The organism is Streptomyces spiroverticillatus (assembly GCA_014650415.1).
In the GTDB taxonomy this organism is placed as follows: Bacteria; Actinomycetota; Actinomycetes; order Streptomycetales; family Streptomycetaceae; genus Streptomyces; species Streptomyces spiroverticillatus.
Genome location: BMUX01000014.1, coordinates 38,075 through 53,780, shown reverse-complemented (window position 1 = coordinate 53,780; position 15,706 = coordinate 38,075). Strand labels below are relative to the sequence as shown.

Annotated in this window: 12 protein-coding genes; 6 read left to right on the top strand and 6 right to left on the bottom strand. The window is 71.8% G+C overall.

Translation table 11 applies throughout. The features are described 5' to 3' along the window. Positions 1-19: 19 nt before the first annotated feature. Together IE269_RS30525 and IE269_RS30520 are read right to left on the bottom strand one after the other, a co-directional pair. A complete protein-coding gene (locus IE269_RS30525; protein ID WP_189826456.1) occupies positions 20-1,177 on the bottom strand; it encodes a serine hydrolase domain-containing protein in 1,158 nt (385 codons plus the stop codon). A gap of 618 nt (positions 1,178-1,795) precedes the next feature. Further along, a complete protein-coding gene (locus IE269_RS30520) occupies positions 1,796-2,986 on the bottom strand; it encodes a serine hydrolase domain-containing protein (RefSeq protein WP_189826455.1) in 1,191 nt (396 codons plus the stop codon). 309 nt (positions 2,987-3,295) lie between these two features. Here IE269_RS30520 and IE269_RS30515 point away from each other — a divergent pair, with 309 nt between their 5' ends. Beyond that, positions 3,296-3,895, top strand: coding sequence for a DUF2165 domain-containing protein (locus IE269_RS30515; protein ID WP_189826454.1), 600 nt, complete (start codon positions 3,296-3,298; stop codon positions 3,893-3,895). A 129-nt stretch (positions 3,896-4,024) separates the two neighbouring features. Here IE269_RS30515 and IE269_RS30510 read toward each other — a convergent pair whose 3' ends face one another. Then, complete coding sequence (locus tag IE269_RS30510; protein WP_189826453.1) at positions 4,025-5,137, bottom strand: PAS domain-containing protein; 1,113 nt, start codon at positions 5,135-5,137, stop codon at positions 4,025-4,027. Between the two features lie 206 nt (positions 5,138-5,343). On the opposite strand from IE269_RS30510, the gene IE269_RS30505 reads away from it, so the two are divergent. From IE269_RS30505 to IE269_RS30495, 3 genes are read left to right on the top strand one after another with little or no spacing between them, the layout of a single operon-like run. Then, on the top strand, positions 5,344-6,876 hold the full coding sequence (locus IE269_RS30505) for an ATP-grasp domain-containing protein (RefSeq protein WP_438817665.1): 1,533 nt from the start codon (positions 5,344-5,346) through the stop codon (positions 6,874-6,876). After that, positions 6,873-8,891, top strand: coding sequence for a PEP/pyruvate-binding domain-containing protein (locus IE269_RS30500; RefSeq protein ID WP_189826452.1), 2,019 nt, complete (start codon positions 6,873-6,875; stop codon positions 8,889-8,891). The genes IE269_RS30505 and IE269_RS30500 overlap by 4 nt, the downstream gene beginning before the upstream one ends. Beyond that, the gene (locus IE269_RS30495; RefSeq protein ID WP_229898497.1) at positions 8,888-10,264 is read left to right on the top strand and encodes an MFS transporter; all 1,377 of its coding nucleotides are present in this window, start codon (positions 8,888-8,890) and stop codon (positions 10,262-10,264) included. The genes IE269_RS30500 and IE269_RS30495 overlap by 4 nt, the downstream gene beginning before the upstream one ends. Before the next feature lie 16 nt (positions 10,265-10,280). Here IE269_RS30495 and IE269_RS30490 read toward each other — a convergent pair whose 3' ends face one another. Continuing rightward, positions 10,281-10,910, bottom strand: coding sequence for an HAD family hydrolase (locus IE269_RS30490; protein ID WP_189826451.1), 630 nt, complete (start codon positions 10,908-10,910; stop codon positions 10,281-10,283). A gap of 302 nt (positions 10,911-11,212) precedes the next feature. After that, complete coding sequence (locus IE269_RS30485) at positions 11,213-11,860, bottom strand: lipocalin family protein (RefSeq protein ID WP_189826450.1); 648 nt, start codon at positions 11,858-11,860, stop codon at positions 11,213-11,215. Between the two features lie 448 nt (positions 11,861-12,308). On the opposite strand from IE269_RS30485, the gene IE269_RS30480 reads away from it, so the two are divergent. Continuing rightward, the gene (locus IE269_RS30480; protein ID WP_189826449.1) at positions 12,309-13,577 is read left to right on the top strand and encodes a glycosyltransferase; all 1,269 of its coding nucleotides are present in this window, start codon (positions 12,309-12,311) and stop codon (positions 13,575-13,577) included. Positions 13,578-13,624: 47 nt separating this feature from the next. Here the strand turns inward: IE269_RS30480 and IE269_RS30475 are convergent, their stop codons facing one another. After that, positions 13,625-14,881: a PP2C family protein-serine/threonine phosphatase gene (locus IE269_RS30475; protein WP_189826448.1), complete on the bottom strand. Its 1,257-nt coding sequence runs from the start codon at positions 14,879-14,881 to the stop codon at positions 13,625-13,627. Between the two features lie 122 nt (positions 14,882-15,003). On the opposite strand from IE269_RS30475, the gene IE269_RS30470 reads away from it, so the two are divergent. Further along, on the top strand, positions 15,004-15,594 hold the full coding sequence (locus IE269_RS30470) for a MarR family winged helix-turn-helix transcriptional regulator (protein WP_189826447.1): 591 nt from the start codon (positions 15,004-15,006) through the stop codon (positions 15,592-15,594). Positions 15,595-15,706 lie beyond the last annotated feature (112 nt).

Genomic DNA, 15,706 nt, shown 5'->3' with positions numbered 1-15,706 from the left:
CACAGCGGGACGCGTTCCGTCAGGAGGCCGGGCAGAAGATGCTCTCCACGGCCCGGCCCACGTCGAGGTTCACCGCGTTGGGCTTGACGCTCAGGGTGAACGACAACGCGAGCTGACGACGCCCGTCCGGCGAGTAGAGGGTCATGGCCACGGAGCCGGGGGCCAACCCGCCGGCGACGGAGAAATCCTCGCCACAACCGCCGCCGCTGCTTCGGGGGCGTGCGGGGGCGGGCGGCCGGTCGGTCAGGATCCGCTGGAGTTCCGGCGGCAGCAGTCTTCCCCGAGTGAACGCGCGGTGGAAGGCGCTGACGTCGTGAGCGGTGGACACCACTCCTCCGGCACCCGCCCCGGCGAGACCTGCGTTGAAGCGGTCCACGTCGCGCGGCCTGCCGTCGCCGTCGGGGTAGTAGCCGTGATTGTGCGGCCCCTCGACCCCGTCCGGCGGCCCGGCCATCAGGTAGCTCCGGGTCATCCCGAGCGGCTCGAAGAGACGCGTGCGCAGTTCGGTGGCCAGGTCATGGCCGGTCACCCTCTCGACGATCATGCCCAGGAGGGTGTGGTTGGTGTTGGAGTAGGCCCACTTCTCGCCCGGCTCCCCGGTGCGGGGCCGATCGCGGCTCCACCGCACCAGATCCAGCGGCCGGTAGGGGGTCGTGAAGTCGAACACGTCGAACGCGGGGTCTCCCTCGCTCCCGTCCGGGAGCGGCTTCGCGGCGTACCAGTCGGGAATTCCGGAGGTGTGCCGGAGCAGCTGTCGTACCGTGATCTCGTCGGCGCGCGTCACCAGGTCCTTCTCGACCACCTCCGGCAGCAGGTCACCGAGGGTGTCATCCACTCCCAACGTGCCCTCCTCGACCAACTTCAGCACCACAGTGGCCACCATCTGCTTGGTCTGCGACCAGATCCGGAAGCGGGCATTCGCCGGCGCTCTCCCGCCCTCGCCGCCCAGCAGCCGGGAGCCCGCACTGCCGAGACCGAGGGGCCTCCCGTCGGCGTAGGCCCCGCCCACCACTGCCACGACCCCGGGAATCCTGGCCAACTCCTCCACCGCCCTCTGGACGTTCCCACTCCGCTCAGGGGCGGCGGTGGCGGACCCGGTGTGGGCCACCATCACCAGGACGGCACCGACGGCCGGTACGGCTCTGCCCAGTCCCGCACGAACGCTCTCGTACCACACGGCACATGCCCTCTCGTCAGCACTTTCCGAAACCGCGGCACCGCGTTCTCGGCACGGATCCCCCTGGTCCGCGTCTTCAGGGGAACAAGGAGAGGGTTGCGTCGCCGTATGCGTTTCTCGATATCCCCTGGATATGCGAAGGCCGCGCGAGTGGGCGGCGCGTCGCGGCGGCGTCCCTCAACGACGCACAGCCCCGCGTGACGTCCACCCGGTCCCGCCCGCCCCCGGCTTGTGGGGTGCTGGCAACACCCCTCTGACTCCCGCTGCCCGGACTGTCCGGAAGATCACGGGCGGACAGGCTGAGCCCAGTTCGCCACTCCCGAGCCAGAAGGCCCCCTTGTGTTCAGCCGCCGCACCACCCGTACCCTCGCCGCCACCGCGCTCACCGCGACAGCCTGTGCCACCCTCGCTGCGGGCAGCGCCCACGTCATCGTCAACGGCTCCGACTCCACCGAGAGTTACCCCTTCCTGGCGGTGATCCCGGAATCCGCTCAGACGGAGGGCGTGAAGCTGGAGGGCATCGTCCGCGTCGGCAGCGACCGGCGGAAATCCGCCGGTCAGCCCCGGACAGCCGTCCCCCGCCGGGCAGGGCCCCCGCACCGTGGTGGCGCACACGGATCAGTGGCTCCGCTGCGCCTTCGGTGGGCAGAACTCGGCTTCGGCGATGGCGTTCGGAGCCCCCGTGTTCCAGTCCCCGTTGCGGTTGTACGCGAGTTGATGGCGGCCGTCCTCCGTGGTCACGGCCAGGGAGGTGGAGCCGACCATGCCGCCGCCGTGGCCCCAGAGGGTGGTGCCGCAGCTCGTGCGTATCTTCATGAGACCGAGCCCGTACTCCATGCCTGCACGGCCGGTGGACGGGCCCGTCGTCTTCATCGCCTTGAGCTGCTGGGGCGGCAGCAGCCGGCCGTGCATCAGGGCGCGGTAGAACCGGTTGAGATCGCCGTTGGTGGAGATGATGTCGCCGTCGGCCCAGCCCTGCGAGCCGTTCATCTCGGTGACGTCGTCGATCCGGTCGGGCTGCGCGTCGAACAGTTTCGAGTAGGCGCGGCTGCTGGGCTGAGGAATGCGAATGCTGTTGCCGGGATTGGTCGTCGCCCTCAGCCCCAGCGGCTTGATGATCCGCTCCCGGACCTGCGCCTCGTACGACCGCTTGCCCGCCTTCTCCAGGATCAGCCCGGCCAGGATGTAGTTGGTGTTGGAGTACGAGAACTCCTTGCCCGGCGTGAACAGCGGAGGGTGGGACAGCGCCACCTTCACGTGCTTCAGCGGCGGCAGAGTGTCGTAGCGGTGCTTGAGGTAGCCCTCGCCGCGCAGGTACGTGGCGACGTACTCCTCGTCGGCCAGGTAGTCGAACAGGCCGCTGGTGTGGCTGAGGAGGTGACGTACGGTGATCCTGTTGCCGTCGTTGCCGTTGCCCCGCACCAGGCCGGGGAGGTGGTGCTCCACGGTGTCGTCGAGGTCGAGTCTGCCCTCGGCCTCCAGCTGGAGCAGTACGGTCGCCACGAACGTCTTGGTGATGCTGCCGACCCGGTACCGGTCGTTCTCGCCGCGCGGCGCTCCGCTGGTCCGGTCTCCGACGCCCGACGTCGCCCTCCAGACGCCGCGCGCATCCCGCACCTGCGCGGTGATGCCGGGGATGCCCGCCCGCACTTCCGCGTCGATCGCACGCCGGGTTGCCTCGTGACCTGTCGCGCCGTGGCCGGTGATCGGCGATGCCTGGGCGGGGACGGTGAAGGCGGTGGCTGCCATCGCCGCCGCGAGAGTCACCGCTGCGGTCCGAGCGGACTTGCGTAAGTTCCTGAACGTCATGCCGTGCTCCTTGTCGCTGTGCGTGTCGCGTGTGACGGGTGCGGCCGCCGGGATGCGACCGGAACCGTCTGCACCACATGACCGCGGGAGACCGGTGAGGGTTGAGCGTCTCGGTCGGCGGCACCCTTCCGGACCTCTCCCTGCCGCCCGTTCTGCTGGGCCGCTGCCCTACCGGTCCGCTGAGCCGAAGCACGATAGTTGTCACCTGGCAGGACGGCCCCCGCACGTGAACAGGCGAGAGGCACGAGTGCGACCCGTGGTCCGACTTTCCGCGGGACGACCCGCGGGACGACGAGGAAAGGCACATACATGGCACAGCACCATCGACCGACCAGCACCGGATCCGACGGGTCGCCTCCCGAGGGAGCGGCCCCGACCGCCCCGCGGAACTGGTTACTCCGGCTGGGCGCGCCCCCTGTCGCGGCGACCGCGCTGACGGCGACCGTCGCGCTCTACATGACTCTGGTCGCGTTCGGAAACATCACGGATTTCGGTACCAACCAGCAGTTCGTCCAGCACGTCCTGAGCATGGACACCACGTTCAAGGACCCCGACCTGATGTGGCGGGCAGTCGAATCCCCCGCCGTTCAGAACGCCGCCTACGTCGCCGTCATCGCCTGGGAGACGCTGACCGCGTGCGTCCTCCTCACCGCTACCTGGTTCTGGATCACGGGGCTGCGCCGCGACGCATATGCTCGCGCCCGCGCGGCCAGCACTGTGGGCCTGGTCATGATGCTGTTGCTCTTCGGGATGGGCTTCCTCGCCGTCGGCGGCGAGTGGTTCGCCATGTGGCAGTCGTCCGACTGGAACGGTCTGGACGCCGCGGCCCGCAACGTCGTACTCGCCGCCTTCACGCTGCTCGTCGTGCACCTGCCCGGGATCTGCCGGGCAGGTACGGCACGGACCTGAGGCCGAGTCCCGCAGGACCGCGGCGTCGGGACCGTGCCGGGGCCGGGTGCCCCGGGGCGGCCCGGCCCTTTCACGCGCCCGGCGCGTCGTGGACCGGCGGTGCGGCCGACGTGCCGCCCGACAGAGGTGTCAGGCCGTGCTGAGCGGATGCGGTGCCGTGGCCGAGCGCGGGGGCCACGCGCGCGGGGCCAGGATGCCCAGTACGTAGGCGCGGGCGACGAGTGCGGGGCGGCTGGGCGCGTCCAGCAGTTCTCGCAGTCGCCCGAGGTGGTAGTCGACCGTCTGCCGCGACAGCTTCAGCGAGGCGGCGATGTCGCTGTTGCTGCTGCCCTCCGCGAGGAGCGACAGGATCCTGACCTGCGCGGCAGTGGGCGTGGGATGCACCTCGACGGCCAGGCTCTGCTGGGTGACCACGGCCCAGACGTGCCGGGCCCGCCCGGTGGGGCCGCCGACCGTCGTCAGATGAAGTTCGGCGCGGCGCCTGCGGCCCTGGGCGTCGGCGAGGACGACGGTGCTCTCCAGCCGTCTGGTGCGCCGTGCGATCAGCCCGTTCCACCGCCGGTGCAGGCGGTCGAGTCCGGGGTCCGGCGCCAGCAGGGTGTGGGCGCGGCGGCCGAGCAGGTCGGGCAGCCCGAGGTGGAAGAGTTCGGCCGCCGCCGTGCTCGCCTCGACCACGCGCCCGCCCGCCGTCAGCAGCGCGCAGGGCAGGCCGCTGTGGTCACGCAGCGCCTGGAGGCTCTCCTCCGCCCGCTGCCGTCTGACGGTGGCGCGCAGGTGGTCGGTGACGTCGACGTAGATCCCGGCGACGCAGGTCCGCGCGTCCTCCCGGACGGGGAAGCGGTGCCCCACCGCCTGCCCCTCGGTGCCGTCGGAGCGGCGGTAGTGCAGGGTGTGGCGCACCGGGGTGCCACGGGTCAGTATCTCCTGGTCCAGTGCGCGGAACCGGTCCGCGTCGGCCGGGGGATCGAAGTCCTCGATGCGCTTGCCGACGAGTTCCCCCGGCACGGTGTTGTAGAGGTGGGCGTAGGCGTGGTTGGCCCACAGGTAGCGGCCGTCGCCGTCCCGGATGAAGGCGGACGCCGGGGCGAGGTCGACGAGGTCGGCGAAGGTCTCGTAGCGGGGTGGCCTGCGGGGTCCGGCGTCGGCGGCCGGCCGCGGCCCGCGGAGCACGGGCTCGTCGACGGTCTCCCACCAGAGCACGGGAAGGTGCGCGAGCAGTGCCTTCAGGGTGGATGCGTCCACAGGATTCTCTCCGTCCGTAGATGACCGGCTGACGCTCAGTCACCTACCGATGGGTATCCCGTGCCGGTGCCGCGCAGACGCGGTTATCGGCCGAAGTGCCTTGCGCTGCGGGGAAGTTCGAGCGCGCGGCCGCGCGTACTCCTCCGACAGACGATCCGGAGGGGGAGATACCGCCCGGGATTCAGGCATCTGCCTGAGTCGTGGCCGTGCCGGGCGACGCTGCGCACATCCCTGGCCTGGTCTCCTGGAAGTACGGCCGAGGCCCGTACACCCCCACCGACTCGTACGGCCCCCACCGCCTCGTACGCCCCCCCCACCACCTCGTACGCACCCCCGACCCGAACGACGAATGGAGACGAATTTCCGTGAGCAAGGTGCTGTTAGTGCATGCCAAGGGCGGCCCGCCGCTCGGCCACGTCCTGCTGAGGGCGGCCGCCAAGGCGGAGGTGCACCTGCTGGCGCTCAGTGCTCTGCCTCCCGCCGTGGCCGATGCCGCCCGCGGGCTGTGCGCCTCCGTGCAGACCCCGACCGAGGCGCAGCGGGCCGATCTGGTGTCGCTGATCGTCGCGCGGGCCGGGGCCGTGGGCGCGGACGCCGTGCTGACCTTCTCCGAGTACGCGGTGGTGGCCGTCGCCGAGGCCTGCGAGGCACTCGGGCTCGCGGGGGCCGGCGGTGCGGCCCGGCTCGCCCGCGATAAGCGTCTGATGCGGCGCACCTGGCGTGAACACGGCCTGCCGCAGCCCTCGTTCCGGCCCGTCGCCACCGAGGGCGACCTGCACGAGGCGGCCAGGGAGCTGCCGTTCCCGCTGCTCCTGAAGGCGGCGTGGAGCGCGGGCTCCACCGCGCACCAGATCATCCGGACCCCGCACGAGGTGACCACGGCCTGGCGGCGCTCGCGCGACGTCATGGCCGAGTCGGCCCAGTTGGGGTTCGCCGAGCTGCATGTGGAGTCGGCGGACGCGGACTTCGTCGTCGAGCAGATCGTCACCGGTACGGCGTCCGCATGGTTCGAGGAGTCCGGCTGGGGCGACTACGTCAGCGTGGAGGGCGTCGTCGCGGACGGCACGTTCCATCCGGTCTGCGTCAGCGGCCGGATGCCGACGGTCGAGCCGTTCACCGAGCGGGCGGGCATCACCCCGGCACTGCTGCCGCCGGACGCGCAGGACCGTGTGGTGCGGCTCGCGCGGGCCTCCGTGGACGCCCTGGGACTGCGGAACTGCGGAATCCACACGGAGATCAAGCTCGGTGCGGGCGGCGAGATGTGGCTCATCGAGACGGCCGCCAGGTTCGGCGGCGCGATGACCGTTCCGCAGATCGAGGAGGTCTTCGGCCTCGATCTGGTCGGCATGCTGGTCGAGCATCTTTTGGGGCGCGAGGTGGCGTGGCCCGCACAGGCGCTCACGCCCGCGCAGGCGCGCGGTGCGGCGGGTTCCCTCGTCGTGCTGGCGGTCAACGGCCAGGGCAAGGCCTGGGCCGACCGCAGGGTCTGGGACTTCCCCGTGGTGGCGGCGCAGGTGCCGCTGAGCCGGGGCAGCACCCTGTCGGTGGTCGCGGAGAGCTCCCTGGCCGACGGCACGCCCGTACCGGTGTACGACCCGGCGGCGGGTGCCAACACCATGGCCGCCCTGTGCCTGCTGTCCGCGACCGACGCACGCACCGTCCTGCGCGACTTCGCCGCGCTGGTGGACGCGCTGCCGCGGGTGCTGCCCGCAGTTCGGCCCGAGGAGGTCTCCGTATGACCGCCGCACTCGTCACAGGCGCCGAGGGGGTCATGACGGACCGCACCGTCGTCGGCGAGAACCTGTCGCTGCCGCTGTTCCGGACCCTGTCCGGCGTGCTGGCCGGACACCCCTACCTCAAGGTCGTCGTCGACCGGACAGAGCACACCTGGCACCTCCTGGACACGGCCGTCCACCCCTTCCACGTCGACTACGTCGCCACCCGCGTCCTGGGCATGTCCATGGCCGCGCTGGACGCCGACCTCGACGCGTTCAACGCCTCCGTCTACACCGACCCCGACCGCCGCTTCCTGCTGGGCGTACTGTCGCTGCACACCGACGAGGACGCGGAGGGCCAGGACCGTACCTTCCTCGTCCTGGAGACCACCGAGGCCGACACCATGGGCGGTGAACTCCTCGCCGCGTTCTACGAGTTCGTCCGCGAAAGGGTCGACGGCAGGCTCCCCGTCCTCCTCAAACCGGCCAACCACCGGCAGGAGGAGGAGCTGTCGGCGATCAGTGAACAGCGCGTCCCGCGCGTCCTGAGCCACGAACTGTTCGGCAACCGGATCCGGACCCCGCTCAACCCCGGGGACGCCACCGGACGCCTGCGCTTCTTCCGCACCCACGCGGAGTACGCGGCGGCCGAGTCCGCCCTCGGCTGGGCGGACATCGTGGCCATGCCGTGCCTGCCGGACGACGTGCCCCGGGTCGCCGGGTTCGTCAACACCGCCCCCATCACCCCGCTCTCGCACACCAACGTCCTGGCGTCGGGCTGGGGCATACCCAACGCGATCGTGCGCGACCTGGAACAACTCGTCGAGGCGGACGGTCTCGACGGGGCGTGGGTGCGTTACCGGGTGCGCGAGGACGAGATCCTGTTCGAACGCCTCGACCAGGAGCCCGAGTTGCGGGCCCCGGCCTGGCACCAGCAGCGCATCCGCCTGGAGCCCCCGCTGCTCGACGACACCCCGGTGCTGGCCCTGCACCGGCTGCGCGCCGCCGACCGCGACCGGTACGGCACCAAGGCCGCCAACCTCGGCGAACTGCACCACGTGCTGGACAGCCGCACCGCGGACCTGACCGCCTACTACGGGCGGCCCCGCCCGCCCCGCGAACACCTCTACCAGCACCTCGCCGCCCGCCTCGGACTCACCTCGCCCACCACCGCCGAACTCGCCGCCCGCGCAGCCGACTTCGTGGCCTCGACGGTGGCGGCCCCGGAGGGAGTCGCCCTGCCGTTCGCGCTTCAGCAGCACTTCCTCGCCTCCAGCCCCGCCCTCCAACAGGGCATCGGCAAGCTGAAGATGGCGCTGGAACTCGACGCGGGCGACGTCCTGGACCCGCTGTGCCTCCAGCTCCAGCACCTGATCCGGCAGACCCCCGTGCCGGAGTCGGTCATCCGCCGGATCAGCCAGGCCTTCCCCGGCGCGGACCGGGGCGAGCGGCTCGTGGTGCGCTCCTCCTCCAACGCCGAGGACCTGCCGGGCTTCTCGGCCGCGGGCGTGTACGACTCCGTCACCACCGTCCGCTCCGCCCGGGAACTCCTCGACGCGGTACGCCAGGTGTGGGCCTCCCTGGTGTCGCCGCGCAGCGTGCGGCTGCGCCACCAGGTCGGGATCTCGCTGGACGACACGTACATGGGCGTCATCGTCCAGCGGTACGAACCCGCCGCGCTCGGCGGTGTCCTGGTCACCTGCAACCCGACCCGCCGCGAGGACTTCCGCAACGTCTACCTCAACTGCTCTCCAGGCTCCCCGGAACAGGTCGTCGACGGCACGGTCCTGCCGCAGCAGTACCTCTACAACACGGTCGAGGGCGGCGGCCGCACCGTCGCCCTGGGTTCCTGGGACGAGGGGCTGCCCGCCGCGACACGCGCCCGCCTCGCCGACCTGTCCCTGACGGGACGGCTGCTCCAGTCGCACTTCAGCGGATCGGAACCGGGCGGCGACGTCGACCGGGCGCTGGACATCGAGTGGCTGATGACCGGGCAGGGCGACTTCCGGCTGGTCCAGATCCGCCCGTACGCGCTGTGAGGCGCGGCCCCGCGTCCCGGCGCGCCGAACGGCGGGCGGCGGCCGGCGGCGGACTCACCGCCACCGCCCGCCGGATCATCCGGCTCAACTACGGCTTCCAGCTCCTGTTCAACCTGCTGTGGTGGATGCCGGTCTTCTACGCGTACCAGAAGGCGGCCGGGCTCTCCGACACGGAGATCTTCGGCATCCAGAGCATCTACTACGTGGCGTTCTGCCTGTTCGAGATCCCGACCGGTCTGATCGCCGACCGGATCGGCACCCGCAACTGTCTGCGGGCCGGTGCGGTCGTGATGACCGCCGCGAACCTGGCCCCGGTGTTCGCCGCCTCCTACACCGGCTTCCTGATCCACTTCCTGGCCATCGCCGCGGGCCGCTCGCTCACCTCGGGCGCGGCCAGCGCCTATCTCTACGACGGGCTGCGGGCCGAGAAGTGCGACGCGCACTACCTGAGGGCGGAGGGCACGGCCCGTGCGCTGGGCCTGGCGGCGAAGGTCGTGTGCTGGCCGCTGGTGGGCCCCCTGATGGCGGTGGCGCACTCCACGCCGTACGTGCTGAGCGCCGCCAGCGCCGCGGGGTCGGTGGCCTGCGCGGTCGCCCTGCCCCGGCTCGCCGGTCCGGACGGCGGCCGGGAGAGGGCCGCGGACCGCTCCGACGGCGGACGGCGGGGCGGCGCGTTCCTGCGCGACGCGGGCACGGCACTGCGCTGCGTCGTCACCTCACCGTGGCTGGCGATGGTGATGGTGCAGGGCGTGGCGGTGTTCACGCTGTCCCGGATCTGCCAGGTCAACCTCTTCCAGCCGATCCTGCTCGACCACGGCATCGCCGAGGCCTCGCACGGCGGAGTGCTCGCCGCGATGACGGTCGCCGAAGCTGTGGCCTCGGCCCGCCCGCAGTGGCTGAGTAGGCGGCTGTCGCCGGTGGCGTGGGTGTCGCTGCTCAGCCTCGCCCTCGCGGGCACGCTCGCCGCGATGACCCTGGGCGGTCCGTGGGTGGTGGTGGCGCTGCTGTGCCTGTTCGCGGCGGCCACCGGGTTCGCGTACCCGATCCAGCGCAAGCTGGTGAACGACGCGGTGCCCGCGCACGCCCCGCGCGCCACACTGCTGTCCGTCGAGAGCATCGTGGACCGCGCCGTGTGCGCGCTGGCGGCGGTCGCCGCGGGCGCGTACCTGGCGGCGGGGCACCTGGACGCGCTGCTGTGGCACAGCGCCCTGGTGACGGTGGCGCTGCTGGGGGTCTTCCAACTCCTGCTGCGCACGGGTGTCGTACGAAAATCGCGGTACGGACCGTCACGCGCGGCGGAAGCGGCGGAAGCGGCACAGACCACGGGGGAGCGCCGGGCCACGGCCGGCGGCGGCCGCCCGGCTCCGCCGTGACCACGGCGCGAGCAGGTCAGCCGCGCACCCGGCCCAGGAGTTCGATGACTGGCACCGGCAGGAAGCCCGGCCGGTGCGGGAGGCCCACCTGGTACGCCACGAACCCCTGGGCGGCAGCCGCCCGCACCTCCTCGGCGGTCTCCGCCTGGTGCACCACGGCGCACCCGCCCGAGCGCGCCTTCGCCCGCTGCCACAGGGCGGGCGCGGGCTTGCGCTCGGCCTCGGTGCGGGGCGTGTAGATCCGGTCGCCGAAGTCCGCCCAGGCGAAGGGCACCGAGCCCTTCCACGTGGCGTCGACCTCCAGCTTGAGCCGTGCGGCGCGCTCGGCGTCGGTCGCACCCCAGGAGGGCGGCACGTTGGTGATCAGGCCCACCTTGATGTGGCGTTCGCGCAGGGCCCGCAGATGGGCGTACGCGCCGGGGCGAAAGTCCGTACTGCCGTCCTCGGCGGTGTGGATGAGGGTCTCGCCCAGATCGAAATAGGCGTAGGGGCAGCCGTGCCGCCCGTCGGTCCGCTCAACCGGCTTTTGGTCCGGCGGAGTTGAGGCGGCGGCCGAGGCGCTGACGCACGGCACGGCTGCGGCCGCGAGGGCGGTAGCGAGGGTCAGGAGCACGCGCGCCGGGCCCCTGGCGGTGGTTGTCTTCATGGCGTGGTCGCCCTTCTCCGGCACGCGGCATCACTGGTCTCTCGCGCTGTACCCCGTCACGGGGGCCTCCAGTCGCCCCGGGGCGCAACTCCGCTTATCCGCAGGGCGGTTGGCGACTTCGCAGGCGGAAGATCGTCCGTACGCACGCAGCCCGGTCTACGTGCCGCCGAGGAGGGGGAAGGCTGAAGAGGAGGGGGAAGGCGTCGACGCCGTCTTCGACCGCCCCCGCCCCCGCCGCTCCTGGGGTACGGCGCCGCTGTTCCTTCCTCTTGGGCCTCTTGGGCCTCTCGGGTCCGACGGTCTCAGCAGAAGGGTGTGACCGTACGGGAGCCCGCGTCCTGACGGGTCGTCAGGAACGTGCACGGGTCGAGGCCCGCCGCGCGGATCGCCTGCCGTGCGGCGTGCTGCCGTCGCGGGGTGAGGTACGGGGTGCGGGACAGGACGAAACCGGACCTGCGGGCGCTGTCGGTGATCACGGCCCAGCGGTAGTCGGCGGAGAGCCCGACGACGATGTAGTTGGCGTTCTCGCCGTGCACGTATCCACCGCCGTCGGCGGGGACGAAGGAGACGTTGAGCCGTGAGCCGGTGGCGTCAAGGGGTTTGGCCTGGCCCCGGATGGAGCTGGCCCGGCCCTCCCAGGTGGTGCAGCCGTTGCGTACGGACAGCGAACCGGAAGGTGTGAGCCCGTACGTTCCGTGGACGTTCTTCGCGCACTTGGCTTCGAACGGGCGCGGTACGGCGGCGAACTGGAACCAGTGGCCGAGGTAGCGCCGGACGTCGAGAGTCCCGACAGATACCGGTTCGGTGGTCGAGGCAGAGGCGCGGGGCGCTTCGACCGCGGACGCGGAGGCTGGTGGTGGCACCGCGGCGACGGAGGTGGCCGGGAGTGCGCAGGTGAGTGCCGCGGCAAGGACGAGAGCTGTACGGGGCGCGGTACGCACTGGTGTCATCGGGGAACTCCACTCGGTTCGTCGGAAGGCCGATCGGCCCGGCGCCCGGTGCGGAGCCGCGCCTTTCTGCCTTCCCGTGTTTGCCTCCGTCTTCTCACACCGGCGGTCCGCCGGATGCGGAACGGGGGTTCAGCGGTCACAGTTCCCTCCAACGGATGAGGGGACGAGCAACTGCCCGCGCCCGCATCCCGAACCTCGTGCCGAGTCGCCCCACCGCGTCTGCTGCGGCCGATGGAGGACGGCGTCCCCGGCGGACCGCCGTTCCACTCGGGCGTTCCAGGCCGTCGACGTACGAGCAGGTCAGAGGCCGTTCTCGCGTTCCGGTATCCCGTACTGCCCGCCGTGCCTGGCCTCCGGGACGCACCGCCGCACAGACTCGGCCGCGTTCGGGTCGGCGTGGCAGGCCCGGCCTGCTGAATGCCTCCGCACCGTCGAAAGGCCCACCGCCGTGCTGCACATAGCGCTCACCGCCGAACCCGTCCCCTCGCACGTCTCCGCGTTGGACTACGTCATCGGCCCCGCCCTCCGCCAGGGACACCGCACCGTCCTCCACGGCCCCGTGATGTTCCGCGGTGCGGCGCTGCGGCGCGGCCTGGAGTTCCAGCGGGCCGGTACGGACTGGACCTGCGACCCGGTCGTCCAGCGGACGGCGAGCGAGACGTGGACGCGACATGGGAACGACCAGTTCAACCGGCACGTCTTCGGCCGCCTCTGGCCGGAACGGGCCGCGACGAAGACGAGGCACCTCCTGGCCGCGTGGACGCGGGCCCGGCCCGACCTGGTGGTCGCGGAGTGCAGCGATCTCGGCGCGCACGTGGCCGCCCGCGCTCTCGGCCTGCCGCTGGTCGCCGCCGACAACGGCCTGGGCCCGCTGCTCCTCGACCTCTGGGACACCGACGTCGCACCCGCGCTGACCCCCCTCCATGAGCGGTACGGGCAGCTCGGCGCGCCGGCGCTCCCGCCACTGCTCACCCCGGCGCCCGTTCCGTGGTTCTACGCCACTCCTCCGCCCGGCATCCGCGCAGTGCGGCGCACCCTCGCGGCACACCGCACCGGCTCGGCGTCCGAGGACCGTACGGCACGGGAGACGGACGCCGCGGTGCACGAGGGCCGCGCCGGGGCCGCCCGCCCGCTCGTCTACGTCAGTCTCGGCACCCTCACCACCGCCATGCCCGGTCTCCGTACCGTCGTCGAGGGCCTGTACGGCGAAATCCTGGCCGCCTTGGCGGCCGTCGACTGCGATGTGATCGTGTCGGCGGGCCCCCTGGCCGGACGCCTCCAGCGCGCGCACCCCGGCGTGCGGATCGTCGAGCACGTCGTACAGCCCGCGCTGCTGCGTCGCGCGGACCTGTTCGTCACGCACGGCGGGCGGGCATCCCTGCTCGACGCGGTCCAGGGCTCGACCCCCGTGCTGGTCCTGGGGTTGCTCGCCGACCAGCCCGACAACGCGGCCGCTTTCGCCGGTCTCGGGCTGGGTCGCGCTCTGAGCCGTGCAGCCACCCGCGAGGCGATCACCGAGGCCGTTCGGTACCTCCTCGGTACCTCCCGCTACCGGGCCGCCGCGGCATCAGCGAGCAGCGAGCTGTCCCGGTTGCCGCCGCTCGACCTCGCTGAACTTCACGACAGCGCACAGCGCTTCGGCCCTGCAAGGGCATCTTCCGTGCGGCCGTCCTCGGATGCGGCGCGCGGTGCCTGTACGTTTCCGTGCCGAAAGTGAGCGGTCGGCCGTCTCGGGAGGCCGGCACTCAGCCGCCGTCCAGGGAATCACGTCGTGTGCGTGTTCTCCCCGTCCGCAGAGCGTCCGTGCCAGTCGAGGCACAGGATCATGGCGTCGTCGCTGTCGGCTCCGGGCACGCGGTGGGCGGCGAGTGCGTCGAGGACGGCGTGCGGCACCTGGGTGGCCGGGAGCAGCCGGGTCTCGGAGAGGACGCGGGTGAGGGGGCGGGCGCTGAAGAGTTCGCCGTCCTCCGAGGTGGAGGCGTAGACGCCGTCACTGACGATCAGGAGCCGGTCGCCGGGCTCGACGCGGTGGTGCTGGGGAATGTAGGGGGTGTCCTCGAACATGCCGAGGGGCAGCTGGGGCTCCAGCTCGATGGGTTCGACCACGCCCTTGCGCAGCCGCCAGATTTTTGGCGAGCCCGCGTCGATGACCTCGAAGGCCCCGGTGGCGAGATCGAACTCGAACAGCAGGGCCGCGACGTGCTGGGCGCCCTGGTGTTCCGCGTACAGGGCCTGGTCGGCGAGCGCGGCCTGGTCGGCGAGGGTGAGGCCGGCGCGGCGGGCGTTGCGCAGCGCGTTGACGGCGAGGTTGGTGAGGAGAGCCGCCTTGATGCCGTCTCCCATGCCGTTCGTGACGGTGAGGGTGAGGGTGTCGGCGGTGGTGGCCCAGTCGAAGTTGTCGCCGTAGATCGCGTACGCGGGTTCCAGCTGGGCGCCGAGCGTGTACTCGGGGCGGGTGCAGGAACGCCCGGGCAGGAGCTGCCACTGCATCTCGGCGGCGAGGGTGAGGCGGGTCGCCCGGCGGGCCTGGAGGTAGAGATCGGTGTCACGGTCGGCGACGACGAGCTCGTGGGCCAGGACATCGGCGAGCTGCGCGAGCTCGGCGAGTGCCTGCGGGGAGTCGTCGCCCTCGGGGAGGGTGACCGACAGGACGCCGAGGCGGTCGCCGCGGACGCTGACGGGCAGGTGGGCCGTGACAGCCGGACCGGCTTCGGGCGTCTTGGCCAGTGGTTTCGCCGGACGGGACAGGTGTGCGCGGGGCGGGTTCGGGTAGCGGGCCTTGCAGACGAAGGGCTGCTGGGATCCCAGCGCGCGGCCCGGATCGCTGTTGCGGATGGGGACGGGCTGTGCGGTGTACGGCGGGACGGTGACGGGCTGGAGCATCGTCATGGCGTAGTCCGCCATCCACAGATCGACCTCTGTCGCCCCGTACTGGTCGGCACAGACGGCACGGACCGTGTCGACAAGGGCGTGGGGGGCTGCGGTGTGCAGCGCCCGAGCGGCGGTGGCGAAGCGGTCCATGGAAGGTGGGGACCTTTCTCGGAGGGTCGAAAGGTTCGACCTTCGTACAGTGTGACGGGCAGACTGAGCGCCCGGTCGGCAGGGACGCCGACGGGCGGAATCGGAGATTTACGGTGCGGAGAATGGACCCGGCTGCTGCACACCCCGCGGGCGGCGCGGCCGCCGGGGTGGCACGAGAGGTGGTCGAGCAGTTGGAGATGCTGTGGGAACGGGGCCGGGACGCGGTTCCCACCGCACCCGTGTCCACGTCGCAGCTACGCGTGCTCTACATCCTCGACGAGCGGGACGGGATCAACCACCGTGAGCTGGGCCGCCGTCTCGGGGCGCGACCGTCCTCGGTCAGCCGGCTGTGCGACCGGCTCCAGGCCATCGGCTACCTGCACCGTTCCTTCAGCAGCACCGACCGCCGCGAGGTGACACTGGGGCTCACGTCGCTCGGCCGCGGCTACCTCGGCGAACTGCGGGCCCACCGCGAACAGGAGCTCGCCTCGACGCTCGCGGCCATGACACCGCAGGAGCTGGATGCCCTCACCCGCGGACTGACCGCGTTCCGCAAGGCTCACGACGCCGCCGGCGCACGCGCGGCCGCTCGGCCGACCACGGCCCCGAACCCCGAGCTGGATCCGGGGGACGACGGGAGCGAAAGACCTGCGGATACACGCCAGGCCGCGAATCTGACGGGTCCTCACAGCCGTGCTTCCCGGATCGCTTGATCCCCGAGGCAACACCACAGCGGGGCAGGTGAGTTGGCGCACTCCGACTCCTCTCGTCCTGCGCGGAGGCGGACTGCCGCCTTGCTGATGGATGGCGACGTTCCCGAAACCA

Bases quoted from the DNA above. Each gene is read 5' to 3' on its own strand.
- IE269_RS30520 (WP_189826455.1), bottom strand. From the start codon at position 2,986: ATGACGTTCAGGAACTTACGCAAGTCCGCTCGGACCGCAGCGGTGACT.
- IE269_RS30515 (WP_189826454.1), top strand. From the start codon at position 3,296: ATGGCACAGCACCATCGACCGACCAGCACCGGATCCGACGGGTCGCCT.
- IE269_RS30500 (WP_189826452.1), top strand. From the start codon at position 6,873: ATGACCGCCGCACTCGTCACAGGCGCCGAGGGGGTCATGACGGACCGC.
- IE269_RS30490 (WP_189826451.1), bottom strand. From the start codon at position 10,910: ATGAAGACAACCACCGCCAGGGGCCCGGCGCGCGTGCTCCTGACCCTC.
- IE269_RS30485 (WP_189826450.1), bottom strand. From the start codon at position 11,860: ATGACACCAGTGCGTACCGCGCCCCGTACAGCTCTCGTCCTTGCCGCG.
- IE269_RS30475 (WP_189826448.1), bottom strand. From the start codon at position 14,881: ATGGACCGCTTCGCCACCGCCGCTCGGGCGCTGCACACCGCAGCCCCC.
- IE269_RS30470 (WP_189826447.1), top strand. From the start codon at position 15,004: ATGGACCCGGCTGCTGCACACCCCGCGGGCGGCGCGGCCGCCGGGGTG.